This window comes from Micromonospora sp. NPDC049107 (assembly GCF_040648595.1).
Lineage (GTDB): Bacteria > Actinomycetota > Actinomycetes > Mycobacteriales > Micromonosporaceae > Micromonospora.
The window spans coordinates 321,095-345,940 of sequence record NZ_JBEZEC010000004.1 but is presented as its reverse complement, the minus strand read 5'-3'; the positions used below and the strand labels follow the sequence as shown (position 1 = coordinate 345,940).

At 70.5% G+C, this 24,846-nt stretch carries 24 protein-coding genes; 11 read left to right on the top strand and 13 right to left on the bottom strand.

What is annotated here, in order from left to right:
• Positions 1-11 precede the first annotated feature (11 nt).
• Positions 12-1,175, top strand: coding sequence for an N-acetylmuramoyl-L-alanine amidase (locus tag AB0B55_RS12765; RefSeq protein WP_357131314.1), 1,164 nt, complete (start codon positions 12-14; stop codon positions 1,173-1,175).
• A gap of 6 nt (positions 1,176-1,181) precedes the next feature.
• Here the strand turns inward: AB0B55_RS12765 and AB0B55_RS12760 are convergent, their stop codons facing one another.
• Positions 1,182-1,847 (bottom strand): GNAT family N-acetyltransferase, encoded by a 666-nt coding sequence (locus AB0B55_RS12760; RefSeq protein ID WP_074315552.1) that lies wholly within the window; start codon positions 1,845-1,847, stop codon positions 1,182-1,184.
• A 284-nt stretch (positions 1,848-2,131) separates the two neighbouring features.
• Between AB0B55_RS12760 and AB0B55_RS12755 the strand changes: the two genes are divergently transcribed.
• Both AB0B55_RS12755 and AB0B55_RS12750 read left to right on the top strand, forming a co-directional pair.
• Entirely contained in the window at positions 2,132-3,445 is a 1,314-nt protein-coding gene (locus tag AB0B55_RS12755; protein ID WP_357131310.1) for a PLP-dependent aminotransferase family protein, read from the top strand.
• Positions 3,446-3,452: 7 nt separating this feature from the next.
• Positions 3,453-4,454 (top strand): D-alanine--D-alanine ligase, encoded by a 1,002-nt coding sequence (locus AB0B55_RS12750; RefSeq protein ID WP_357131307.1) that lies wholly within the window; start codon positions 3,453-3,455, stop codon positions 4,452-4,454.
• Between the two features lie 177 nt (positions 4,455-4,631).
• On the opposite strand, the gene AB0B55_RS12745 is transcribed toward AB0B55_RS12750, so the two are convergent.
• Positions 4,632-5,138, bottom strand: a complete 507-nt coding sequence (locus AB0B55_RS12745) for a MarR family transcriptional regulator (RefSeq protein WP_357131304.1) — start codon at positions 5,136-5,138, stop codon at positions 4,632-4,634.
• A gap of 25 nt (positions 5,139-5,163) precedes the next feature.
• Between AB0B55_RS12745 and AB0B55_RS12740 the strand changes: the two genes are divergently transcribed.
• On the top strand, positions 5,164-5,661 hold the full coding sequence (locus AB0B55_RS12740; protein WP_357131301.1) for an SgcJ/EcaC family oxidoreductase: 498 nt from the start codon (positions 5,164-5,166) through the stop codon (positions 5,659-5,661).
• Positions 5,662-6,031: 370 nt separating this feature from the next.
• Here the strand turns inward: AB0B55_RS12740 and AB0B55_RS12735 are convergent, their stop codons facing one another.
• The 9 genes from AB0B55_RS12735 to rpmH form a co-directional block, all read right to left on the bottom strand.
• Positions 6,032-7,060 carry a hypothetical protein gene (locus tag AB0B55_RS12735; RefSeq protein ID WP_357171751.1) on the bottom strand — a complete coding sequence of 343 codons (1,029 nt, stop codon included), beginning with the start codon at positions 7,058-7,060 and terminating at the stop codon, positions 6,032-6,034.
• Between the two features lie 644 nt (positions 7,061-7,704).
• Positions 7,705-8,727, bottom strand: coding sequence for a ParB/RepB/Spo0J family partition protein (locus tag AB0B55_RS12730; RefSeq protein ID WP_357171749.1), 1,023 nt, complete (start codon positions 8,725-8,727; stop codon positions 7,705-7,707).
• Positions 8,728-8,754: 27 nt separating this feature from the next.
• Entirely contained in the window at positions 8,755-10,062 is a 1,308-nt protein-coding gene (locus AB0B55_RS12725; RefSeq protein WP_357171747.1) for an AAA family ATPase, read from the bottom strand.
• A gap of 255 nt (positions 10,063-10,317) precedes the next feature.
• Positions 10,318-11,028 (bottom strand): 16S rRNA (guanine(527)-N(7))-methyltransferase RsmG, encoded by a 711-nt coding sequence (gene rsmG, locus AB0B55_RS12720; protein ID WP_357131794.1) that lies wholly within the window; start codon positions 11,026-11,028, stop codon positions 10,318-10,320.
• 143 nt (positions 11,029-11,171) lie between these two features.
• Complete coding sequence (locus AB0B55_RS12715; protein WP_357131289.1) at positions 11,172-11,774, bottom strand: R3H domain-containing nucleic acid-binding protein; 603 nt, start codon at positions 11,772-11,774, stop codon at positions 11,172-11,174.
• A gap of 214 nt (positions 11,775-11,988) precedes the next feature.
• Positions 11,989-12,981 (bottom strand): membrane protein insertase YidC, encoded by a 993-nt coding sequence (gene yidC, locus AB0B55_RS12710; protein ID WP_357131790.1) that lies wholly within the window; start codon positions 12,979-12,981, stop codon positions 11,989-11,991.
• A 2-nt stretch (positions 12,982-12,983) separates the two neighbouring features.
• A complete protein-coding gene (gene yidD / locus AB0B55_RS12705) occupies positions 12,984-13,277 on the bottom strand; it encodes a membrane protein insertion efficiency factor YidD (RefSeq protein ID WP_357131286.1) in 294 nt (97 codons plus the stop codon).
• Positions 13,274-13,690, bottom strand: a complete 417-nt coding sequence (rnpA, locus tag AB0B55_RS12700) for a ribonuclease P protein component (protein ID WP_357131283.1) — start codon at positions 13,688-13,690, stop codon at positions 13,274-13,276. Before rnpA ends, yidD begins: the two co-directional genes overlap by 4 nt.
• 34 nt (positions 13,691-13,724) lie before the next feature.
• Entirely contained in the window at positions 13,725-13,862 is a 138-nt protein-coding gene (gene rpmH, locus AB0B55_RS12695) for a 50S ribosomal protein L34 (RefSeq protein WP_007453904.1), read from the bottom strand.
• Between the two features lie 621 nt (positions 13,863-14,483).
• Here rpmH and dnaA point away from each other — a divergent pair.
• The 5 genes from dnaA (at position 14,484) to AB0B55_RS12670 (ending at position 20,973) form a co-directional block, all read left to right on the top strand.
• Positions 14,484-16,310 carry a chromosomal replication initiator protein DnaA gene (gene dnaA / locus AB0B55_RS12690; protein WP_357131280.1) on the top strand — a complete coding sequence of 609 codons (1,827 nt, stop codon included), beginning with the start codon at positions 14,484-14,486 and terminating at the stop codon, positions 16,308-16,310.
• A gap of 840 nt (positions 16,311-17,150) precedes the next feature.
• Positions 17,151-18,284, top strand: a complete 1,134-nt coding sequence (dnaN, locus tag AB0B55_RS12685; RefSeq protein WP_357171746.1) for a DNA polymerase III subunit beta — start codon at positions 17,151-17,153, stop codon at positions 18,282-18,284.
• Positions 18,285-18,322: 38 nt separating this feature from the next.
• The gene (gene gnd / locus AB0B55_RS12680; RefSeq protein ID WP_357129275.1) at positions 18,323-19,195 is read left to right on the top strand and encodes a phosphogluconate dehydrogenase (NAD(+)-dependent, decarboxylating); all 873 of its coding nucleotides are present in this window, start codon (positions 18,323-18,325) and stop codon (positions 19,193-19,195) included.
• 16 nt (positions 19,196-19,211) lie between these two features.
• Entirely contained in the window at positions 19,212-20,345 is a 1,134-nt protein-coding gene (recF, locus tag AB0B55_RS12675) for a DNA replication/repair protein RecF (RefSeq protein WP_357171744.1), read from the top strand.
• Positions 20,335-20,973: a DciA family protein gene (locus AB0B55_RS12670; RefSeq protein WP_357129281.1), complete on the top strand. Its 639-nt coding sequence runs from the start codon at positions 20,335-20,337 to the stop codon at positions 20,971-20,973. Before recF ends, AB0B55_RS12670 begins: the two co-directional genes overlap by 11 nt.
• Before the next feature lie 10 nt (positions 20,974-20,983).
• Here AB0B55_RS12670 and AB0B55_RS12665 read toward each other — a convergent pair whose 3' ends face one another.
• Complete coding sequence (locus tag AB0B55_RS12665) at positions 20,984-21,211, bottom strand: hypothetical protein (RefSeq protein ID WP_357129284.1); 228 nt, start codon at positions 21,209-21,211, stop codon at positions 20,984-20,986.
• Positions 21,212-21,311: 100 nt separating this feature from the next.
• Between AB0B55_RS12665 and AB0B55_RS12660 the strand changes: the two genes are divergently transcribed.
• Positions 21,312-21,788 carry a MarR family transcriptional regulator gene (locus AB0B55_RS12660; RefSeq protein WP_357129287.1) on the top strand — a complete coding sequence of 159 codons (477 nt, stop codon included), beginning with the start codon at positions 21,312-21,314 and terminating at the stop codon, positions 21,786-21,788.
• On the opposite strand, the gene AB0B55_RS12655 is transcribed toward AB0B55_RS12660, so the two are convergent.
• Positions 21,773-22,327: a hypothetical protein gene (locus AB0B55_RS12655; protein ID WP_357129290.1), complete on the bottom strand. Its 555-nt coding sequence runs from the start codon at positions 22,325-22,327 to the stop codon at positions 21,773-21,775. The genes AB0B55_RS12660 and AB0B55_RS12655 overlap by 16 nt on opposite strands.
• A 521-nt stretch (positions 22,328-22,848) precedes the next feature.
• Here AB0B55_RS12655 and gyrB point away from each other — a divergent pair.
• The gene (gene gyrB, locus AB0B55_RS12650; protein ID WP_357129293.1) at positions 22,849-24,795 is read left to right on the top strand and encodes a DNA topoisomerase (ATP-hydrolyzing) subunit B; all 1,947 of its coding nucleotides are present in this window, start codon (positions 22,849-22,851) and stop codon (positions 24,793-24,795) included.
• Positions 24,796-24,846 lie beyond the last annotated feature (51 nt).

The following is a 24,846-nucleotide window of genomic DNA, read 5'->3' as shown; positions in this document are numbered from 1 at the left end:
GGGGGTCGTGCGTGCGTCCGATCCGACCCGGAGACCGGGGACCTGCGGTCACGGAGATCCGTACCATCCTCACCGGCCTCGACCTACTCGCCGCCGCCGGCCCGCACAGCGACGAGTTCGACCTGGACACCGAACGCGCGGTCCGCGCGTTCCAGCAGTCGCGGGGGCTCAGCGTGGACGGCCGGGTCGGCTCGGAGACCTGGGGCGCGCTGGAGGCCGCACGCTGGCGACTCGGTGCCCGCACCCTCTACCACGCGGTCCCCGAGCCGCTCACCGGCGAGGATGTCCGGTCGCTGCAGGAACGGCTGCTGGAGATGGGGTACGACGTCGGCCGCGCCGACGCCATCTACGGCATCCGGACGTCCCGGGCCGTGGCCCAGTTCCAGCGCGAGGTGGGTCTCACGCCCGACGGCTCCTGCGGCCCGCACACGATGGACGCGCTGCGCCGGATCGGTCGCAAGGTCGTCGGCGGTCGCCCCCAGTGGTTGCGCGAGTCCGACGCGATCCGCCAGTCCGGACCGGCGCTGGTCGGTAAGACGGTGGTCATCGACCCCGGCCACGGTGGCACCGACCCCGGGATGGTGGTGCCGGACGGCCCGCTGCGCTGGACGGAGGCCGACCTCGTGCACGACCTGGCGAGCCGGCTGGAGGGACGACTCGCAGCGTCCGGGGTCCGGGTTCAGCTCACCCGGGGTCCGGCGCCCGACGCGTGCCTGCCGGACACCGACCGGGCGTTGCTGGCGAATTCGCTCGGTGCCGACGTGTTCATCTCCCTGCACCTCGACGGGCACGCCAACCCGGACGCGGAGGGGGTGGCGACCTACCACTACGGCACCGACAACGGGGTGACCTCGGCGACCGGTGAACGGTTGGCGGGTCTGGTGCAGCGGGAGATCGTGGCGCGGACCGGGCTGCGGGACTGCCGTACGCACGCCAAGGCGTGGGACCTGCTGCGACTGACGAGGATGCCGGCGGTCCGGGTCGAGGTCGGCTACCTCACCTCGCCCGTGGACCGCGCCCGGCTCGTCGATCCCCGCTTCCGCGACCGGGTGGTGGAGGCGATCGTTGCCGCCGTCCAGCGGATGTACTACCCGATCGAGCGGGACGTGCCGACCGGCTCGCTCGACGTCAGCGAACTGCGTGCGGTCGTGGCCGCCGGCACCGTGGTCGACTGATCCCGCTCAGCCACCGGTGGAGCGGGTGGCCGGGGCGGGCCGGACCGGCCGGAGCAGCGTCTCCGGGCTCATCGAGCCAAGCAGCTTCTCCAGCGCGTATTCGACGTCGGACTTCCAGCTCAGCGCGGTACGCAGTTCGAGGCGCAGCCGGGGAAAACGGGGATGCGGACGTACCGTCTTGAAGCCGACGGAGAGGAAGAAGTCGGCCGGTGCCACGCAGCCGCCGGCCGGATCGTCGGCGTCACCGAACTTGGCGTCGCCGAACGCCTCGATCGCCTTGATGCCACGCTTCGTCAGGTCCCGTGCGACACCCTGCACCAACATCCGGCCCAACCCGCCCCCGGCGAACGCGGCGACCACGTTGGCGGTCATCAACAGCGCGGCATCGGCCGAGACCGGCGACGTCGGGAACGCCATCGAGCGGGGAACGTAGGCGGGTGGCGCGTACATCACGAAGCCCGCCGGCATCCCGTCGACGTACGCGAGCTTGCCGCAGGACCCCCACTCCAGCAGGGTCTGGGAGACCCACGCCTCCTTCTCCAGGCCCGGGTCACCGGCGGCGCACGCCCGGTCCGCGGAGACCGGATCAAGCTCCCAGTAGACGCACTGGCGGCAGGGGCGCGGAAGATCCTCCAGCGTGTCGAGGGTCAGGCTGACCAGACGTCGCGACATATGGCGCATCCCCACAATAGGCTCGGTGGTGAGACCGGCACGGAACGACAGCGCCGCCTTCCTGCCCCCGACGAGCGATCGTACGCCGCCGATCGACCGTACGGGAGGGGATGCGCAGATCCCCACCCCCGGCCGCAGGGTCCGCCATGTGGTCGATCCGTTCCGGCACGGCGGCAACCAGGCCTCGGCGGACTAGGATCGACAATCGGTGTGCCGCCGCCATGGACACGAGCAGGCGGGGTACCCGGGGCGGTAGCCACCCGAGCAGTGATCGAGGTGAGGTCATGACCGGCACGACACTCGACGACTACACCGACCGGTATGCCCGGCGCGTGCGCGGGATGACCGCCTCCGAGATCCGAGCACTCTTCGCGGTGGCCAGTCGACCGGAGGTCGTGTCGCTCGCCGGCGGCGCCCCGTACATCGCCGCGCTGCCGCTCGACGCGGTCGGCGAGATGCTGGGCAGGCTCGGCTCCGAGCACGGGGTCACCACCCTCCAGTACGGCATCGGCCAGGGCACCCTGGAGCTGCGCGAGCGGATCTGCGAGGTGATGGCCCTCTCCGGCATCGACGCCGCGTGCGGCGCCTCCCCCGAGGACGTGGTGGTCACGGTCGGCGGTCAACAGGCGCTCGACCTGGTCGCCCGGCTCTTCCTCGACCCAGGCGACGTGGTGCTCGCCGAGGGCCCGACCTACGTGGGCGCGCTCGGGGTGTTCCAGGCCGCCCAGGCACAGGTGGCGCACGTGCCGATGGACGCCGACGGGCTGATTCCCGAGGCGCTGGAGACGGCCATCGCCGACCTCGCCCGGGCCGGCCGACGCGTCAAGTTCCTCTACACGATCCCGACCTACCAGAACCCGGCCGGCGTGACGCTCAGCGAGGAACGCCGCGAGCGCGTACTCGACATCTGCGAACGCGCCGGCCTGCTCGTGGTCGAGGACGACCCGTACGGCCAACTGGGTTTCGAGGGTGAGGCCCCGGCGCCGCTGCGGGCCCGGCGGCGCGACGGCGTCTTCTACATCAGCACCTTCTCCAAGACGTTCGCTCCCGGCCTGCGGGTGGGCTGGATCCTGGCGCCGCACGCGGTCCGCGACAAGATCGTCATCGCCAGTGAGGCGCAGATCCTCTGCCCCAGCGTCTACGCCCAGTCCGCCGTCTCCACCTACCTGGGCACGATGCCGTGGCGGCAGCAGCTCAAGGTCTACCGCGAGGTCTACCGGGAACGCCGTGACGCCCTGCTCGACGCGTTGGCCGATCTGATGCCCGAGGGCACCAGCTGGACCACCCCGGCCGGCGGGCTCTTCGTCTGGGCCACCCTGCCCGAGGGCCTGGACTCCAAGGCCATGATGCCGCGCGCCATCGCCGCCCGGGTCGCCTACGTGCCCGGCACCGGCTTCTACGCCGACGGCACGGGCACCGACGCGATGCGGCTGAACTTCAGCTTCCCGCCTCCGGAGCGCATCCGCGAGGGCGTACGCCGGTTGGCGGGCGTCATGGAGCAGGAACTCGCGACGCGGCGCGTCTTCGGTGCCGTCGGCGGTGTCGCCGGCCGCCGCGGCCGGCCCGGCTCCGACGTGCCGGGTCCCGACTTGGCATGATGCCGGCATGGGTACGACCGCTGCCGAGCGCTTCTCCGTGACCGATTCCGCCGTCGCGGCCGACCTGCGAGTGCTGGTCCTCGCGGGCGGACTCTCCTACGAGCGGGACGTGTCGTTGCGCTCCGGTCGGCGCGTGCTCGACGCCCTGCGCGCCGTCGGCGTCGACGCCGAACTGCGGGATGCCGACGTGGCCCTCCTGCCGTCCCTGACCACCGATCCGCCGGACGCCGTCGTGATCGCTCTGCACGGCGCGACCGGCGAGGACGGCTCACTGCGAGGAGTGCTGGACCTGTGCGGCATCCCGTACGTCGGCTGCGACGCCCGGTCCTCCCGGCTCGCCTGGGACAAGCCCTCGGCGAAGGCGGTGCTCCGCGAAGCCGGCATCCCCACCCCCGACTGGGTGGCCCTGCCGCACGACCGTTTCTCCGAACTCGGGGCGGTCGCCGTGCTGGACCGCATCGCCGACCGGCTCGGCCTGCCGTTGATGGTCAAGCCGGCGCAGGGTGGCTCCGGTCTGGGCGCCGCCGTGGTCCGGGACGCCGCGTCCCTCCCGGCCGCGATGGTCGGTTGCTTCGCGTACGACCCGACGGCCCTCGTCGAGCGGTACGTGCCCGGGATCGACGTGGCGGTCTCCGTGATCGACCTGGGAGACGGTCCGCAGGCGCTGCCACCGGTGGAGATCGTGCCGCGCAACGGCGTGTACGACTACGCCGCCCGCTACACCGCCGGCCGCACCACCTGGCACGCTCCGGCCCGGTTGGAGCCGGAGGTGGCCGCTTCGGTGGCCGACGTGGCGCTGGCCGCGCACACCGCGCTCGGTCTGCGGGACCTCTCCCGGGTCGACGTGATCGTGGACGCTGAGGGCCGTCCGCACGTGCTGGAGGTCAACGTCTCGCCCGGCATGACGGAGACCTCACTGCTGCCGCTGGCCGTCCAGGCGGCCGGCCTGGACTTCGGCCGCCTGCTCGGCTCACTGGTCAGCCGGGCCGCCGCCCGCCACCCGTCCTGACCCGACCGATCGGGTACCTTCGGGCACCCCTCGTGACACCCTGCACGCCCGTGAACCTGGTCCTCGATCGCGCACGGGGTAGGTGAGCAGGCACCTGGTGGAGAGCCGGAGCGGTACCGGCTGGTGGCGGCGTTCGCGGCGGCCGAGCGCGCTCCAGGCAGCAACCGGTGAGCAGCGTCAGAGATCGTCGGGTTCGTGTCGGCTGATCCGCGTCGCCTGGTCCTCCTGCACGTGGCGGGCAGTCTGCAGGAAGTGAAGGATCGTGGCGAGCTGGTCGAGGCTGTACTCGGCAAGCGCTTGCGCTCCGGCGACACCGACCGGTGCGTATATGTCTCGCTCAGCGGCGCGAGCCGCGTCGGTCGCGGCAACGAGGACGCGTCGTCTGTTGTTCGGGTCGGAGATCCGGTTCGCGAATCCGGTGCGCTCAAGTCGGTCCATGACAGTGGTTGTGGCGGCCGGGCTGAGTTTCAGGGCCTGGCTGAGTTCGCCAGCCGACAGGCAACCCTCGCCGGCCAGAAGCAGGTCCAACGCTCGCAGGTCCGTTCGGTTGAGCTTGAGGGTGGCGGCGGCGGCCTCGTCGAAAGCGTCGAAGCTCTGCTGCAGCAGCCGAAGTTCGGCGGCCACCAAGCCGACCAGTTCATGTTTCGACACTCGAAGACTCCTGCTATCGTAAGGTTCGACCATCGAATAATACTAGAGGGGTGTAGCCATGGCTACCGAAGACCACGAGATCACAGCTCTCTTCCACCGCCTCAAGCAGGCCTGGACGGACAACGACGCTGTCGCCTACGCAGCCTGCTTCACCGAAGACTCCGACTACGTCTCGTACGACGGCACCCGCGCCATCGGGCGAAAGCCGATGCAAAGCGCCCACGACCAGCTCTTCCGGGGCGTGCTCGCCGACTCGGCACTCGTCGGTGACATCGAATCCATTCGCTACCTCAGCCCCGACATCGCCATCGTCCATGGCACCGCCTCGGTCCAGATGCCGTGGCGTTCTCAACTACCGAAAAGGCGCCTGTCCCGCCAGACTCTCGTTGCGGTCCACACGCCCGAGGGATGGCGGTTCACCGCGCTGCACAACGGCCGCGTGCGACCGGTCACCATCCCAGCCCCGGACTCCGTGCCTTCCCGACTCGCCCGAACCATGGTGAGGCTCACCCGTGCGCTCGGCATCGGCAGCAAGGCTGCGGTCCACGCAGATTAGGCAGGCAACCACCTCGACGGAGTCCCGACATGGGGGTCGTGAGTCACCGCCGGCACTACCGAGGCCATTCGGATCTCCGCGATCCGCGCGTCTGACGCTGTAGTCAAGCGTCGCCGTCCGGCCGCGACGGGTCAGCGGGGCGCGGTGTCGAGAGGCGGCTGAGTGTCCAGCGCGAGAGACGTAACTTGGCGGCTCGGGTTTGTCCGGCACCGAGCCGGATGCGAGCGTCGGTGATCTGCTCAGGGCTCGGCGCGCGAGGGCATTTCCGAGCGTTGGTCCGCACCCGGCATTGCCGCCGCCCGCCGCGGCGAGCGTGGGGGTGGCTCGACATCCGGACTGTCGTCCGCCAACCCCCACGCGCAACCGGTGATCAGCGCGGTGCGCTCACGCCGGGCGGGGTGGCTCCGCCGTCGCTGGCGTCGTCGGCGGGGGGCCTCCGCTGGGCTGGGACGACCGGAATCCCCGGTGCCGGATCCTCGGCGTCGCGTTCCGGCTCCGAGGTCGTCGTGCCGTCGGCGACCGACTCGACCGCAGGGGCATCGAGTACCGGGCTGACGGGCGACTTCGGCTCGGACGCTGTGGCGGCTGTCGAACCGTCGGCGTCGTCAGCGATGGCCGTTACCGGGTCGCCGCTGTCCACAGACTGGTCCTCCGCCGCAGCCGGCGACTCGGAACCGAGGTCGTCATCGACGTTGCCGTCTGCGTCCTCGACTGGCTCGGGAATCTCCTCGGCCGCTTCGATGACAGACACGGCGTCATCCTGAGCGGCTGCGGCATGCGCGGCCGCCGCTGCGGACTGGGCCAGCAGACTCGACGGGGCCTGCCACTGGATGCGGGGCGGCTCGGCCAACGGTCGGCCACCGAACTCGGCGAGCCAGGCGGCGACGAGCGCCAGATTCTCCCGCCACTGCTCCTCGGAGATCGGCGGCAGGATGGAGTCCCACAGGGACAAGAAGGTTCCCCGTAGTTGGAGCCGACCGTACGGCCGGGCGAGGAACCACATGTGCAGGTGGGCGGAGCCGTCGCCCCACCGGTTCACGTGCACCCGTGCCACGCCGTCCAGCGACCGGATGGCCCGCTCGAGACGTACCGTCATCACCCCCAGCTCGGCGGCGAGCAGGTTCGGCAGGTCACCCAGGTCCAGGTGGCTCCGCGATTCGAGGATGAGCACCATCGGCAGGCCGGTCGGCCGGTCCATGGCACGGACCCGCCACCGCTCTCCCACCCAGATGTAGGCGTCGTCGGGTGCGTTGCAGGCGGTGCATTCCCGGAGACCCTCGCCCTTGCGGGGCGGTTCGACCGGGACCGGTTCTTCGAGCTGCTTCACCCGCAGCTCGCCCTCGAAGGGAAACGAGGGCCACTGGGTGAAGTCCGGGACTGAGGGAGGGGTGTCGCGCACGACGCTGACCCTAACCGAGTCTGGCACCGCTGTCCCTACCTGTTCGACCGGTTCCAACCGCCACGATCAGCGTCCGACGTCGATCGCCGGGGCCCGTCGGCGTCGGCCGGCGAGTCGATATCCACAGGCTGCCGAGGGCACCCATACACGCGGTCATCCACAGGCTGCCACCCGCTTTCACGCGGCGTTTCACGTGAAACGGGGGGTGCCTGTGGACAACGGCTGTGGATAACTTTTCGCCCCCTCGATCATTGCCCGCGCGCCGGCCGGTAGCGCTCCGGATCACCGCTCCCGGCGGTGCCGGCATGCGTGGGTGCCCTCGCCCGCCGAGGGCCGTTTCACGTGAAACGCGAGCACTTACACGCGGGCCGGAGCCGTGACTCGGGCCCCGCAGGCGGTGGCCCGCGCGCCGCCTGAGCGGGTCGCTGCCGCCCTCGGGCGTCAGAGGGGACCTCCCGGCTCACCCGGCCGTCTGGGACGCCCTCGTGGGCCGTGGCGGGTGAACGCGTCCGGCCGGCACCTCGGCGACGCCGAGTCGAGATCCAAGAGCCGCTTCGGGCGCCGGTTTCACGTGAAACGAGGCCGTACGCGCGAGGGCCGCGCCTCCCTGGAGAGGCGCGGCCCTTGACGGAAGATCGCGGACGTCAGTCCTGCGACCCCTCCTCCGGTACGCCGATGATGCCGACGATCCGTTCCAGATCATCCACGGTGGCGAACTCGATGGTGATCTTGCCCTTGCTCCGACCGATGTCGACCTTCACCCGCGTGTCGAATCGGTCCGACAGACGGTCGGCGAGATCCGACAGGGCAGGCGCGTGGGGCTTCGGTCGCCGCTTGGCGGCCGATCCCTTCGCCGGGCCGTCGTTCAGCGTCAGAGCCACGATCTCCTCGGTCGCCCGTACCGACAGCCCTTCGGCGACGATCCGCAACGCCAGCTGTTCCTGGGCCTCCGAGTCGTCGAGGCTGAGCAGAGCGCGGGCATGGCCGGCGGAGAGGATGCCGGCGGCAACCCGGCGCTGCACCTGGGCCGGCAGGTTGAGGAGCCGGATCGTGTTGGAGATCTGCGGCCGGCTGCGGCCGATCCGACGGGCCAGTTCCTCGTGGGTGGCGCCGAACTCCTCCAGCAACTGCTGGTACGCGGCGGCCTCTTCCAGCGGGTTCAGGTTGGCGCGGTGGATGTTCTCCAGCAGCGCGTCCCGGAGCATGGCGTCGTCGCGGGTGTCCCGGACGATGGCCGGGATATTGTCCCGTCCCACCGCCTGGGCCGCGCGCCAACGGCGCTCGCCCATCACCAGCTCGTACTTCTCGTCGTCGAGCTGGCGCACCACGATCGGCTGCAGGAAGCCGACCTCCCGGATGGAGGTCTTCAGCTCCTCCAACGCCTCCTCGTCGAAAACCTGGCGCGGCTGCTTCGGGTTCGGCATGATCGCGTCGACCGGGATCTCCGCGAACCGAGCGCCCGGCACGGGGCTGAGCTCGGGCTCCGGTTGGTGGGCGGCGGCGCCTACCGGGGCCGTGTGGAGGGCAGTGGGGGTCACGCCCTCGTCAGCGTCGACGCTCCCGTTCTCCGGCTCGGCAGTCACGGTGCCGGCGGCACCCGGCACGGGCCCGGTCGGGATGAGAGCCCCCAGGCCCCGCCCCAGACCGCCCCGAGGGCGGTTCTTCATGCCACGCCTCCCAGCGACTCGTCCCCACTACGCATTCCGGCCCACCGGCTCCTTGACGCCCCGCTCGGCGATCTCCTGGGCGGCCTCGAAGTAGCTCGTGGCGCCCCGCGAACCGGGATCGTAGGTCATGACCGACTGGCCGTAGCTGGGTGCCTCCGACACCCGCACGTTGCGGGGGATGACCGCCTGGAGCACCTTGTCGCCGAAGTGGTTCCGGACGTCCTGCTCGACCGCGTCCGCGAGGCGGGTACGACGGTCGTACATGGTGAGCAGGATCGTGGAGACGTCGAGCTTCGGGTTGAGGTGTTGCCGTACCAGGTTGATGTTGTTGATCAGCTGGTTGAGGCCTTCCAGCGCGTAGTACTCGCACTGGATCGGAATCAGCACCTCCTGCGCGGCGACCAGGGCGTTGACCGTGAGCAGGCCGAGCGAGGGCGGGCAGTCGATGAAGACATAGTCGAACTGGCCCGGGTAGGCGGCGATGGCACGGTCGAGGCGCGACTCGCGGGCCACCACGGACACCAACTCGATCTCCGCCCCGGCGAGGTCGATCGTGGCCGGTACGCACCACAGGTTGGGGATGCCCTCGACCGCCTGCGCCACCTCGGCCAGCGGCACGCTGTTGATCAGGCAGTCGTAGACGTCTGGGATGCCGGTGTGGTGGGGCACGTTCAGGCCGGTCGACGCGTTGCCCTGCGGGTCCAGGTCGACCACGAGCACCCGGTTGCCGTGCAGGGCGAGCGCCACCGCGAGGTTGACCGTGGTCGTGGTCTTACCCACGCCACCCTTCTGGTTGGCGACGCACATGACCCGGGTCCGGTCCGGTCGAGGCATGGTCACCTCGCCACTGGGATTCAGGATCTGCACGGCGCGCATCGCCTCCATAGCCAACGGTGGGTCATCCTCTTCGCGCGTCGGGGTTTCACGTGAAACGTACGTGGGGTCGGTCGCGACCGCCGCCAACGACTCGGTCGACGCGACCGGTACGTCGGGAACCACCGGCGTGGCGTCGCGCGCCGCTGCGGCGGTGGGCTGGTGGGGCACGGCGGACTCGAAGCGCACCGCCGCCGCTCTGTTCCGCCGGCCCGGCGTCTGCCGCACGTCGGCGGCATTCGCGGGTCGACTCGGTCCGTCGGCCGCCCGCCGACCGGTCGTCGGCTCCGGCCCGATGGTCGGAGCCACCGCCTCGTCCGGTGCGGAGAACACATCGTCGTCCACCGGAACGGACGCTCCGGCGACGCCGGGGGACCAGCTCTGGTAGTCGGTTTCACGTGAAACAGGGTCGCTGGTTGACCCGGTCACGCGTGGATCGTCGTACCTGCCGTCGTCATGCACCTGTCATCCCTGCCCGCTTCGGATGGTCGGTCCGCGCCCCGGTCAACTTGGCCACACCCGCTCTCGCACCCCGGAGCGTACGGCCCCTCGGGAGCGGTCGGAGTCCGCGACGTCCGTCGGCCGCTCCACATTATCGACGCGCGGCCAGCCTACGGCGGACGGGCGTGGCCGGTCCACGTCGGGTTCTCATTCCGTCGTCCATCCGTACCGATACAACGAGGCAAACCGTCGACCGGACGCCCGATGGCGCCATGGTCAGCGGCGGCGAGTCCTCCCGCCGCGCGAGCGCTTGCTCGCCGCCGGTCGGGCCGGGCCGACCATCCGCTCCCGGACGATCTCCACCACCGTGGTGGGTGGGTCGATCACGCCGACGCCGCAGAGGTGCACGGCGGCCTCCCCGCCGCCGAGCCGTTCCACGACGGCGGCGTGCTCCTCGATCTCGGCCGCTGCGGACGATCCCTTGAGGGCAAGCAGTCGTCCACCGCGCACGGCGAGCGGTAGGCACCAGGCGGCCAGTCGGTCCAACGGCGCGACGGCGCGGGCGGTCACCACGTCACCGCTGATCGGGTCCCGGCCGCTCGACCCACTGGCGGCCTCGTCGGCGCGGCCACGGAACACCCGCACCGATCGGGTCAGGCCGAGCCGCTCGACGATCTCGATGAGGAACGACGTGCGCCGCGCGAGCGGCTCGATCAGCGTGACCGTCAGGTCGGGACGCGCGATGGCCAACACCAGACCGGGCAGCCCGGCGCCGGAGCCAACGTCGAGCACGCTCGCGTCGCTCGGAATGCGCTCGACCACGGCGGCACAGTTGAGGAGGTGACGGTCCCAGATCCGGGGCGCCTCCCGCGGGCCGATCAGACCGCGGACCACGCCGTCGGTGGCCAGCAGTTCGGCGTACGCGGCGGCGATGTCGAGCCGGTCACCGAAGAGAGTCAGCGCGGCCGGAGCCAGTTCGGGCGGCAACGCGGCATCGGCCGGCGACGGCGGACTCCCGTTCGCCGCGTCGTACCCCGCCGGGCTGTCGCTCCGGACAGCCGACGGCCCGGACGGCGTACCGCCCGGGCCGGTCACGGCATCAGCCGCGGTGTCGTCGTGGGTCAACGGAGTCAGTCCGCCGGCCGTACGACGATGCGACGGTTCGGCTCGACGCCCTCCGACTCGCTCGCCACGCCGGCCATGGCGTTGACCACGTCGTGGACGCACTTGCGCTCGAACGCGTTCATCGCCTCCAGGCGCACGGGCTCGCCGTACTCCTTCACCTTCTCGACTGCGTTCTTGGCAACGGCGGCGAGCTCCTTGCGACGGTTCGCCCGGTAGCCACCGACGTCGAGCAGCAGGCGGCTCGGCGTACCGGTCTGCCGGAAGACGGCGAGCCGGGTCAGCTCCTGGAGCGCATCCAGGGTGGCGCCACGCTGGCCGACCAGGTTCTGCAGCCGGGAGCCGACCACCTCGACGACGGGACGGCCGCTGGCCACCAACTCGTCGATGTCGCCGTCGTAGTCGAGGATGTCGAGCAGTCCCTCGACGTAGTCCGCCGCGATCTCGCTCTGCCGGAACAGGTCGCTCTCGCCCGCGCTCTTCTTCTCACGACCACCGGCCGGGGCCTCGGTGGCGTCGTCGGCCTCGGTGTCGTCGCCGTCCACCTCGATCGTCGCGGTCTCCTCCTCGTCCAGGGACTGGTCGGCGCGGGGGATGCTGGTCTCGGTCACGGTCTCATCTCCGTACTCGCTCGGCCGGACCGTCGGGTCCGCTGGTTTCCCGGGGCCGGCGGGAGGTCGCCGGTGCCCACGGGCACGTCTGTACGGGCAGTGTCGCCCGTGACCGCGCCGTGCGCGGCCGGTTCCGCCCGGCGCCGGCCATACGGCGGCTGCGCGGTGCGGGGCCCGGGCCGTCGCCGGTTGCCCGGCGACGGCCGCACGGCGGTCAGCCCTGCCGCTTGGCGGGGCGGCTCTTCTTCGGGTTGGCGGGCTTGGCACCCGGCTTCGGGCCGGCAACCTTCGGCGCGGCGGCCTTGACGGGCGCGGCCGGGGCGGCCTTGCCACGCCCGAAGAGCCCACCCGACTTGGCGGGCTGCACCGGATTGCGGCTGGCCGCGGGGGCGGTGGCCTTCTTCGCGGTCACCGGCGGCGGGAACTTCCGCAGCACCCACTGCTGCTGGCCGAGGGTGAAGAGGTTGTTCGTGACCCAGTAGATGATCACGCCGATCGGGAAGATCGCCCCCGAGATCAGCAGCGAGGCCGGGATGCCGTAGAGCATCAGGCGCTGGATCATCCGCTGCTGCGGGTCCTCGGCCCAGCCGGTCTTGAGGATCATCTGACGGCTGGTCAGATACGTGGTGGCGATCATCACCAGGACCAGGACACCAGCAATGATCTTCGTGGTGTTGCCGTTGGCGTTGAGCCGCGCCAGTTCGTCGGCGGTGGAGCCGAACTTGCCAGCGAGCGGGGCCGTGAAGAGCTTCGCGTGAGAGGCGCTATTGAACTGATCGACGGTCCAGCCGTAGATCGTCTTCTTGTCCTCGGGCTTGAACGGGTCGAGCCGCCGCAGCACGTGGAAGAGGCCGAGGAAGACAGGGATCTGGAGGAACATCGGAAGGCAGCCCATGAGCGGGTTGGCCTTTTCCTTCCGGTAGAGCTCCATCATCTCCTTCTGGAGCGTCTCCCGGTCACCCTTGTGCTTCTCCTGCAGCTCCTTGACCTTGGGCTGGAGCGCCTGCATCGCCCGCTGCGACTTGATCTGCTTGACGAAGACCGGGAACAGGATCACCCGGACGGTGACCACCAGGAAGATGATGGACAGGATCCAGGCGAAGTTCGTGCCGACCACCGCGCCGACCGGCACCCCGATGGCGTCCCACGCCGAGTGCCAGGTCAGCAGGATCCACGAAATCGCGTAGTAGATCCAGTCGAGACTCAGACTCAATTCGGGGCTCCAGTCACATCAGCACGACGGCGGCTGCCCGGCTCCGGAACCGGGTCATGTCCACCAGGGTGAAAGGGGTGGCAGCGCAGCAACCGGCGGACCGCCAGCACGACTCCCCGGAACGGGCCGTGCCGCACGAGCGCCTCCTGGGCGTACGCACTGCACGACGGGTAGAACCGGCAGCGTGCCGGCAGTGCCGGACTTATCCACCGACGGTACGCGATGATGGGCGCGATCAGCACCCGGGCACCTGTCGACGGCGGGCGTGTGGCGGTCGGATCGGCACTCACCGGGGCCGCCTCTCCCGTGGCGACCGGGCAACCGCGATGGCGGCGTCCAGGTCGGTGGTGAGCCGGGCGTACGACGCCTCGGCCGCGGCGGGCAGTGCTCGGACGACCAGGGTGCTGCCGTCGGGCAACGCGTCCAACCGTTCCCGGACCAGCGCCCGAAGTCGGCGCCGGACCTTGTTGCGGACCACCGCGTTGCCGACCGCCTTGGAGACGACGAAGCCGGCGCGGGCCGGAGCGGAGGGCTGCTCCGCGCCAGGCTCCCGCGCCGGCTCCGGCGAGGTCGTTGTGCTGTGGTCGGTGGCCGAAGGCATGGTCAGGTGGACCACGACGGCACCTCGGCCGACGCGTCGGCCACCGCGAACCGCTGCGGCGAAGTCAGTGCTGCGCCGCAGTCGCTGTGCGGCGGCCAGCACGACTGCCCACGTCCCCCGGACCAGCCCGGTCGGCTCAGGCCGACAGGGTGGTACGACCCTTGGCGCGGCGGCTCGAGAGGATGGCACGGCCGGCACGGGTGCGCATGCGCAGCCGGAAGCCGTGGGTCTTCGCGCGCCGGCGGTTGTTCGGCTGGTAGGTGCGCTTGCTCACGTCAGGCTCTCCGTTTTCGTACGCGCCCCGCGCGACGGGATCGCCGGGGTCGTGGGGTGGTCCAGGCCACCTCGACGATGGCCACCGTTCGGCGCTGCCCGGCGGAGCGGGACCGACGGTGCGGGGAAACGACCGCGGGCAGCAAGCACCCATCACCCTAGCAGAGGGCGAGAGAGCAGCCGCTCCAGCCTACGCAGGGGTGCAATGACCGTCAAACATCCACAGCGAGGAGGTCGGGACGCGCCCGGGACCGAAGGGGCGGTTTTCGCTGATGCCGACAAGGTCGCTGGGGCGTCGCCGGTTGATGGGGCAGGGACAACGCTGTTACCGTGCCCGATTGCGGTGAGCGTCGGATGCTCCGGTCGTCGCGCGCAGGCAAGACCGGACACGCTGGTGAATCGTTCGGCACGGTGAACCCGCTTCAACGGCCGTCCAGGCAGGGGCAGGTCCCGCGCCCGGGGGCGGCCACAATCGGTCGGTGCACAGGCTGTGGATAACCTGTGGACGAGCGCTGGTCAGTTGTCCGGGTGGGTGATGTTCCACCCGTGCACGCGGCGGGCCCGGGACGGGCGGCTGGCAGACAGCGGCGGCCGGGAGCAGAGGCGAGGGGGTGGCACGACGGTGGCCGGTACGACCGACCTTGCCGCGGTGTGGTTGGCGGCGACCGACGAGCTCGCCGACGAGATCATCTCCGCCCAGCAGCGCGCCTACCTCCGGTTGACCCGGCTGCGGGCGATCGTCGAGGACACCGCGCTGCTCTCGGTACCGGACGCGTTCACCCGGGACGTGATCGAGTCACGGCTGCGCCCGGCGATCACCGAGGCGCTGACCCGCCGACTCGGCCGGCCGATCCAGGTTGCCGTGACCGTACGCGTGGCGGAGGACGCCGCCGGCCGCCCGGCCGGCACCGTCTACCGCAGCACCCCGGAGCCTGGACCACTCGACGTCGACGAACCGCAGTCGGGCCCGCTCGGGAACGAGTACGCCGGACGGTCCGTGGCGAACGAGGGCATCGGTGACCAACTCGGGCCACGGCTGCCCGAGACCGCCGCCCCGCCGGCGCCGGCGGGTCCACCCCCCGCGCCGGTCGTCGACGCGCACCGGCCGGGGCTGATCCCGGCCAGCCGGGACGGGCAGGAGGCACTGTTCAGCACCGCCTTCGTCGAGCCGACGCGGTCGCCCCGACCGGCGCACGAGCGGCGCGGGTACGACGAGCAGGCGGCCCGACTCGATCCGCCCGGCCCCGACACCCGGCCGTACGAGCCCCGCTACCGCGAGGACGCCACGTCCCCCCGGGACCAGCACGTGATCCGTCCCCTGCCCCGCGACGGCGGAACGGACAGCGGCCCGGGTCGCAGCGGGATGGATCATCGTCCCGGCGGGCGTGACGAGCGCCGACTGCCCGGCGCCGACACCGGTGGCAACCGGTTGAACCCGAAGTACATGTTCGAGACGTTCGTCATCGGCTCGTCCAACCGGTTCGCCCACGCGGCGAGCGTGGCGGTGGCCGAGTCGCCGGCGAAGGCGTACAACCCGCTCTTCATCTACGGGCACTCCGGATTGGGCAAGACGCACCTGCTGCACGCGATCGGGCACTACGCCACGACGCTCGGCAACGCCCGCTCGGTCCGGTACGTCTCGACCGAGGAGTTCACCAACGACTTCATCAACTCGCTCCGGGACGACAAGACCAGCGCGTTCCAGCGGCGCTACCGCGACGTCGACATCCTGTTGATCGACGACATCCAGTTCCTGGAGAACCGCGAGCGTACGCAGGAGGAGTTCTTCCACACCTTCAACACTCTGCACAACGCCAACAAGCAGATCGTCATCACCTCCGACCGGTCGCCGCGTCAGCTCGCCACCCTGGAGGACCGGATGCGAACCCGGTTCGAGTGGGGACTGCTGGCCGACATCCAGCCACCGGATCTGGAGACCCGGATCGCGATCCTGCAGAAGAAGGCGGCACAGGAGCGGATGTACGCCCCGCCTGACGTGCTGGAGTTCATCGCCTCCCGGGTGTCGAACTCGATCCGGGAACTGGAGGGCGCGCTGATCCGGGTGACGGCGTTCGCCAGCCTGACCCGGTCGACTGTCGAGCTGTCCCTGGCCGAGGAGGTGCTCCGGGACTTCATGCCCGACGGCGCCGGGCCGGAGATCAACGCCGACCAGATCATGGCGTCCACCGCCGACTACTTCGGGGTGAGCCTGGAGGATCTGCGTGGCCAGTCCCGCTCGCGCGTCCTGGTCAACGCCCGCCAGGTCGCCATGTACCTGTGTCGTGAGCTGACCGAGTTGTCGTTGCCGAGGATCGGGCAGGCCTTCGGTGGCCGGGACCACACCACTGTGATGCACGCGGACCGCAAGATCCGCCAGCAGATGGCCGAGCGGCGCTCGCTCTACAACCAGATCGCCGAGCTGACCAACCGGATCAAGCAGAACACCTGAGGGGTACGACGCCGCACGACTCCCGGGACACGCCCGGCCGGATCTCCGGCCGGGCGTTCTTCTTGACGCCGCAACGCCGCGACCCGACTCCGGACGGTGCTCGCTTCGGCATCGGCGGCACCGATTTCGCCGCCCGACGAGGGCTTCGGCTTGACCCTCGACATGGTGTAGGCCACAGGATCGGTGCCGTGTCCACCTCGAAGCTCACTCGTTGTCCACAACTCGTTATCCACCGTCGGTGGATAACTACGGTCGGTCCCGCCTCAGTTACCCACAGGCTGTGGAGAAACCCTGTGTACGACGCTGTGGACGCCTGGGGACAACGCCGAAGTTATCCACCGATGATCGTCGAGGTGTGTACGAGCTGTTGAAGGTTCTGGGGACAACGCCAATGGTGATCTTCTCGGCTGTCCACAACCTTGGGGAGAAAGTCGGTGGATTACCGGTGGACAACCGGTGGACAACGGTGGACAACCGGCCCGCGCCGCCGGGTTGTGGACAGGTGACGCGGTTTCACACCCGGTTCTCCACAGCCAACCCACCGGTGCATAACCTGTCTGAGCTGGGCAGACCCGAGTTCTCCACAGTTTGCACAGGTGCGATGAAGACGATGGGTTATCTCTTCTAAGAGAACAAAAACCAATCATCACCGTTGGGCTTTCTGTGGATCGGGCCGAACGCTGCCGGACAGGCCGGTCAGCATCGACACGATCCATGGGGTCGGGCGCACAGCCGATGTCCCCGCGCCCTAAGGTGCGATGGACACCCGCACGGTCGGGCGGGACGGTAGGCAGCGGTCGGCATGAGAGAGTTGTCGCTGACGTCGACGCGGAGGCATTGATGAAGTTCCGAGTGGAGCGCGACGCGCTCGCCGAGGCCGTGGCGTGGACCGCGAAGAGCCTGCCCAACCGGCCGTCCGTACCGGTGCTCGCCGGGGTGATGCTCCGCGTCACCGACGGCAACCTGCGGGTCTCCGGTTTCGACTACGAGGTCTCCAGCCAGGTGACCGTCGAGGTGCAGGGTGACGCCGACGGCGCCGCGCTGGTCTCCGGCCGCCTGCTCGCCGAGATCACCAAGGCGCTGCCGGCCAAGCCGGTCGACATCGCCGCGGTCGGCGCCCACCTCGAGCTGGTCTGCGGCAGCGCGCGGTTCACGCTGCCCACCATGCCGGTGGAGGACTACCCCGCCCTGCCCGAGATGCCGCAGAGCGCCGGCACCGTCGACGCCGCGGCCTTCGCCACGGCGGTCGCCCAGGTGGCCATCGCCGCCGGCCGGGACGAGACACTGCCGATGATGACCGGCGTCCGCGTCGAGCTCTCCGGCAGCACGCTGTCGATGCTCGCCACCGACCGGTACCGGCTGGCGCTGCGCGAGATCCAGTGGCGACCCGACGACCCCGAGGTCAGCATCAACGCGCTGGTCCCGGCCCGCACCCTGAACGACACCGCCAAGGCCCTCGGTCCGCTGGGCGGCGAGGTCACCCTCGCCCTCGCCCAGGGCGCGGCGGGTGAGGGCATGGTCGGGCTCGCCGGTGGCACCCGTCGCACCACGAGCCGGTTGCTCGACGGCGCCAACTACCCGCCGGTGCGCTCGCTCTTCCCAGCCACCCACAACGCCGAGGCGCGGGTGTCGGTGAGCACGCTGATCGAGGTGGTCAAGCGGGTCGCCCTGGTGGCCGAGCGCACCACGCCGGTGCTGCTCAGCTTCAGCGCCGACGGCCTGGTGGTCGAGGCCGGCGGCTCCGAGGAGGCACGGGCGAGCGAGGCGATGGAGGCCACCTTCACCGGTGACGCGCTCACCATCGGCTTCAACCCCCAGTACCTCATCGACGGCCTGGCAAACCTGGGCGCGCAGACCGCCATGCTCTCGTTCGTCGACGCTTTCAAGCCGGCGGTGATCTCACCCGCTGGCGAGGATGGTGAGGTCATTCCGGGGTATCGGTACCTCATCATGCCGATCCGCGTCTCTCGCTGATCGGCCCAGCAACACCAGATCCACGGAGGTAGGAACAAATGCAGCTCGGCCTGGTAGGACTCGGCCGGATGGGCGGCAACATGCGCGAGCGGTTGCGGGCTGCCGGCCACGAAGTGGTCGGATTCGATCACAACCCGCAGCTGAGCGACGCGGCTAACCTCGCCGAGCTGGCACAGAAGCTCGAATCGCCGCGTGCCGTATGGGTCATGGTGCCCGCCGGCGTCACCGATGCCACGATCGACGAACTCGCCGAGGTGCTCGGGGACGGCGACATCATCATCGACGGCGGGAACTCCCGCTTCAGCGACGACGCTCCCCGTGCCGAGCGGCTGAACGCGCGCGGTATCGGCTACGTGGACGTCGGCGTCTCCGGAGGCGTCTGGGGCCGGCAGAACGGCTACGGCCTGATGGTCGGCGGCGCCCAGGAGCACGTCGACCGGCTCATGCCGATCTTCCAGGCGCTCAAGCCCGAGGGCGAGTTCGGCTTCGTGCACGCCGGCCCCGTGGGCGCCGGCCACTACTCCAAGATGGTGCACAACGGCATCGAGTACGGCCTCATGCACGCCTACGCCGAGGGCTACGAGCTGCTGACCGCCTCCGAGCTGGTGACCAACGTGCCCGGCGTGTTCAAGTCGTGGCGCGAGGGCACGGTCGTCCGCTCCTGGCTGCTCGACCTGCTGGACCGCGCTCTCGACGAGGACCCGGAGCTGGCCGACCTGAGCGGCTACACCGAGGACACCGGCGAGGGGCGCTGGACGGTCGACGAGGCGGTCCGGCTCGCCGTACCGCTGAACGTCATCACCGCCTCCCTGTTCGCCCGGTTCCAGTCGCGACAGGACGACTCGCCCGCCATGAAGGCCGTCTCCGCGCTGCGCCAGCAGTTCGGCGGCCACGCCGTCCACAAGCGCTGAGCGGTATCCACAACCTGTGTATGTCCGCCGGCTGGAACTTGTCGACTTCCGCTCGTACGAGCGGGTCGCCGTCGACCTCCAGCCGGGGGCGAACGTCCTGATCGGCGCCAACGGTGTCGGCAAGACCAACCTCGTCGAGGCGCTCGGTTACGTGGCGACCCTGGACTCGCACCGGGTCGCCACGGACGCGCCGCTGGTCCGGATGGGCGCCTCCTCGGCGGTGATCCGCTGCGCGGTCGTACACGACGGGCGCGAACTCCTGGTCGAGCTGGAGATCGTGCCGGGGCGGGCCAACCGCGCCCGACTGGGCCGATCGCCCGCGCGACGGGCGCGCGACGTGCTCGGGGCGCTGCGGCTGGTGCTGTTCGCCCCGGAGGACCTGGAACTGGTCCGGGGCGATCCGGCCGAGCGTCGCCGCTACCTCGACGACCTCCTGGTCAACCGGCAACCCCGCTACGCGGGCGTACGCGCCGACTACGACCGGGTGGTCAAACAGCGCAACGCCCTGCTGCGTACGGCGTACCTCGCCCGCAAGACCGGCGGCTCCCGCGGCGGCGACCTGGGCACCCTCGCGGTGTGGGACACCCATCTGGCCCAGCACGGCGCGGAGCTGCTCGCCGGCCGGCTGGAACTGGTCGCCGCGCTCACCCCGCACGTCGCCAAGGCGTACGACGCGGTGGCCGCCGGCCGGGGCGCGGCCGGCATCGCCTACCGGCCGACGGTCGAACTGGCCGAACCGACCACCGACCGGGCCACGCTCGCCGAGGCGCTGGCCGCCGCGCTCGCCGCCTCGCGGTCCGCCGAGATCGAACGGGGCACCACGCTCGTCGGGCCACACCGGGACGAGCTGGCCCTGTCGCTCGGCCCGCTGCCGGCCAAGGGGTACGCGAGTCACGGCGAAGCCTGGTCGTTCGCGCTCGCGCTGCGACTGGCCGGGTACGACCTGTTGCGCGCCGACGGCATCGAACCGGTCCTGGTGCTCGACGACGTCTTCGCCGAGTTGGACGCCGGTCGTCGGGAACGGCTGGCGGAACTGGTGGGCGGGGCGAGTCAACTGCTGGTCACCTGTGCCGTGGACGACGACGTTCCGGCCGCGTTGCGGGGCACCCGTTACCAGGTCGGCGAGGGGACGGTACGACATGTCGGATGAGCCAGAGACCCGGCCGGCGCGCGGCACGTCCACCGGCAGCGGCCGGCAGGCCGGGGATGCCGCCGGCGGGCGTACTCCACCTGCCGGGGCGACCGACGGGCAGCCGGAGGGGCCCAGCGGCCCGGAGTTGGCGCGGGCGGTGCTCGACGCCGCGCTGTCCCGCCGCCAGGCGGCGGCGCGCACCCGGCGTACCTCCGGCGGTGGCGCTGGCGCCGACGGCGCTGGCGGCTCGGGACGGCGGCTGCGTGGCTACTCGGGCCCGGGGCCTGACCCGCGCGACCCGCAGCCCCTGAGCGCGGTGCTGAACCGGCTGGTGAAGGCGCGGGGCTGGCAGCAGCCCGCGGCGGAGGCCACCGTGTTCGGCGCGTGGGAGCGGGTGGTCGGCGCGGAGGTCGCCCAGCACAGCCGGCCGGTCAAGCTGGAGAACGGCGAGTTGACCGTGGAGGCGCGCTCGACGGCCTGGGCCACCCAGTTGCGGCTGCTGGCCGGCTCGTTGCTCAAGCAGATCGCCCAGGAGGTCGGCCACAACGTGGTGCGCAAGCTGCACATCCACGGGCCGGCCGCGCCGTCCTGGCAGAAGGGTCCACGGCGGGTACGCGGGCGGGGACCGCGCGACACGTACGGCTGAGCCGGCCTGCTCAGCGCCGCCGCTGCGCCTCCCGGGCCGCACGCTTTCGCTCGCGCTGCTCCTGCGTGTAGCGCTTGCGCTCGGCCAGGTCACGTTTCCACGCCTCGCGGGCGGCCGTCGAACCGCCCTGCACCGCGCCCTGCACGCCGTCGGCCGGCCCGGCGAGGTGCCGGAAGGCCCAGCTCAGGAGTCGACCGCCCTCGCCGGGTGCTCTGGTGGTAGCGCCGTCCTCGCTCATCTGCCGCCCCTCCCACGTGCCGTCGCTCTAAGGTTGCCGCACCAATGGTTGGTGTACCAACGATCGGTACGATAGTTGCCGTGCGCGAGGAGAGCAACCGATGAGCGACCAACCGCAGGGCACCGATCCGCTGGCGCTGGAGCAGCAGGTCTGCTTCGCCCTGTCGGTTGCGGCCCGCAGCGTGGTGGCCGTCTACCGGCCCCTGTTGGAGCCGATGGGCCTGACCCACCCGCAGTACCTGGTGATGCTGGCGCTCTGGCAGCACGCCCCGCTGTCCGGCCGTGACCTCAGCCGCCTGTTGCAGCTCGACCCGGGCACCCTGTCACCCCTGCTCAAGCGGCTCGAAGCGGCCGGCTACCTGCGCCGGGAACGGGACGCCGCCGACGAGCGCAGCCTCGCCGTCACCCTCACCGCCAGCGGCATGGCCCTGCGCGCCCAGGCCGAGCGGATCCCGGCCGCGATCGTCCAGCGCCTCGGACTGCCCGTAGAGGACCTGCAACACCTGCACGCGGCGCTCACTCAGGTGATCGCCGCCGCCAACCGCCCCGCCGGCCCGGAGGTTCAGGCGTCGGCGTAGACGGCGAAGCCGCGCTCGGCGCACCGCCGGTAGAACGCCGCCAGCACGCCCAGCTCCGCACAGGTGAAGTTCCACTGCGGCGGATCACCGCTCTCGTCGCGCAACGCGTCGAGCCGGGTGTCCAGCCAGCGCAGCTGCTGCTCCGCCAGCCGACCGTCGCCGAGCAGCGACCGCAGCACCGTACTCACCGAGTCGAAGGTGACCGTCTCGCCGTACTCCCGGTGCCCGGCCACGAACCGTTCGATGCCACCGGCGATCCAGGCGCAGCCGTCCGGGTCGATCACCGGGTCCTCGTCCTCGGCCGCGGCGTCTGTGGCGTACAACACACCTTCGAGGCCGAGCAGGAGATCCACCAGCTCGGTGTACGCGGTCGCCCGGACGGTGCCGGTCTTCGCGATCAGCTCGGCCAGCGCCGCCGTCGGCGCGGAGATCCGTGGCAGGTCGACGATCTCGCCGAAGTCGACGAACTCGGCCGGCGCCACCGGATCGTAGAAGCGGCCGGTCCGCGGCCACTGCACCGCGACGTTGTCCAGCCCCATCTGTCACCTCTTAGAGAGCACGTGTCGGGTCGATCGGGTCGATCGTCCCGGTTCCGGCCGGTAAAGATCAAGGCCGCTTCCGGGGCGCCGCAAACGTACGGCACGGACGATCCGACCGCGACCCCCGACCCGCCCGAGCGCGGGTCAACCTGTCTGGGGGCGGCGCGTCCGAACAGGGCGTGGCGTGTGGGGGGAGTCGAGGGTAACGGGGTTCTGCCGGCTACGGACATCTCAGCCGCCTCGTTGAGGGTGCCGAGTGGTGGTTCTGTCCCCCGCGCACAGTAGGATTGACAGCGAGACGAAGACCCGGTGCGGGCGAGCGACGGGGCCGGTGGCCCCAAGTCATTCTCCACCCCGGGTCGAGCCGATCGCGATCCGCGGGCGACCGCGGCGACCGGCGCGTTCGACCCGCTGTCCGGAGATCTCCGGCACCGGTCCGCGCGCCGACGTCGCGTCATGTCCCGCCGAACCCGCGCCCGACGCGCCCCACCGGCGCCGACGACGCGAGAAAGTGGCCGAGGGTGGCAGCGCAGGACAAGCAGGAGTACGGCGCAGAGTCGATCACCGTTCTCGAGGGGCTGGAGGCGGTCCGCAAGCGGCCCGGTATGTACATCGGGTCCACCGGCGAGCGCGGTCTGCACCACCTCGTCTGGGAGGTCGTCGATAACGCGGTCGACGAGGCGATGGCCGGCTACTGCGACACCATCGACGTGGTGCTGCTCGCCGATGGTGGGGTCCAGGTCACCGACAACGGCCGTGGCTTCCCGGTCGACCTCCACCCGAAGCTCAAGAAGCCGGGCGTCGAGGTCGCACTGACCGTGCTGCACGCGGGTGGCAAGTTCGACGGCAAGGCGTACGCGGTCTCCGGCGGCCTGCACGGCGTCGGCGTCTCCGTGGTGAACGCGCTGTCGACGAAGATGGCAGTGGTGATCCACAAGTCCGGCTTCGTCTGGCGGCAGCAGTACACCAACTCCAAGCCATCCGCGCTGGAGAAGGGCGAGACCACCGACCGCACCGGCTCTGCGGTTTCCTTCTGGCCCGACGCGGACGTCTTCGAGACGATCGACTTCGACTTCCAGACCATCTACCGACGCCTGCAGGAGATGGCCTTCCTCAACCGGGGCATCACCATCCACCTGCTCGACGAGCGGGTCCCGGAGGACGAGGACGGCAAGACCCGCGAGGTCACCTTCCGCTACGACGGCGGTATCGCCGACTTCGTCCGACACCTCAACGCCTCCAAGAACCCGATGCACAAGACGGTGGTCGAGTTCGAGGCCGAGGAAGAGGGCATGTCCCTCGAGATCGCCATGCAGTGGAACGAGTCGTACGGCGAGTCGGTCTACACCTTCGCCAACAACATCAACACGCACGAGGGCGGCACCCACGAGGAGGGCTTCCGGTCCGCGCTGACCAGCGTGGTCAACCGGTACGGCACCGATAAGAAGCTGCTCAAGGGCGACGAGAAGCTCTCCGGCGAGGACATCCGAGAGGGCTTGGCCGCGATCATCTCGGTCAAGCTGACGAACCCGCAGTTCGAGGGCCAGACCAAGACCAAGCTGGGCAACACCCCGGTGAAGAGCTTCGTGCAGCGGGTCTGCAACGACCGGCTGGTCGACTGGTTCGACCGCAACCCGGCCGAGGCCAAGACGATCATTCAGAAGGCCTCCCAGGCCGCCCGCGCCCGGATCGCCGCGCAGCAGGCCCGCAAGCTGGCCCGACGCAAGTCGCTGCTGGAGTCCGGCTCGATGCCGGGCAAGCTGGCCGACTGCCAGTCCACCGACCCGCGCGAGTCCGAGGTCTTCATCGTCGAGGGCGACTCGGCCGGTGGTTCGGCCAAGCAGGGTCGCGACCCGCGCACCCAGGCGATCCTGCCGATCCGCGGCAAGATCCTCAACGTGGAGAAGGCGCGGATCGACCGGGTCCTCAAGAACAACGAGGTCCAGGCGCTGATCACCGCGCTCGGCACCGGCATCCACGACGACTTCGACATGGAGAAGCTGCGGTACCACAAGGTGGTGCTGATGGCCGACGCGGACGTCGACGGCCAGCACATCCAGACCCTGCTGCTCACCCTGCTGTTCCGCTTCATGCGTCCGCTGGTCGAGCTGGGGCACGTCTACCTGGCCGCCCCGCCGCTCTACAAGATCAAGTGGAACAAGAAGGGCGACGACGCTCAGTACGCCTACTCGGACCGGGAGCGGGACGGGCTCATCGCGCTGCGCCAGCAGAAGAAGCCGAACGCCAAGCCGGACGACATCCAGCGGTTCAAGGGCCTCGGCGAGATGAACTATCCCGAGCTGTGGGAGACCACGATGAACCCGGCGACCCGCACCCTGCGTCAGGTCACGCTCGACGACGCTGCAACCGCAGACGAGTTGTTCAGCGTCCTGATGGGTGAGGACGTCGAAGCCCGCCGGTCGTTCATCCAGCGCAACGCCAAGGATGTGCGGTTCCTGGACATCTGACGGACGTCGACGGGCCAGCCGGGCAGCACCTGGCTGGCCCGCCGGTCCACA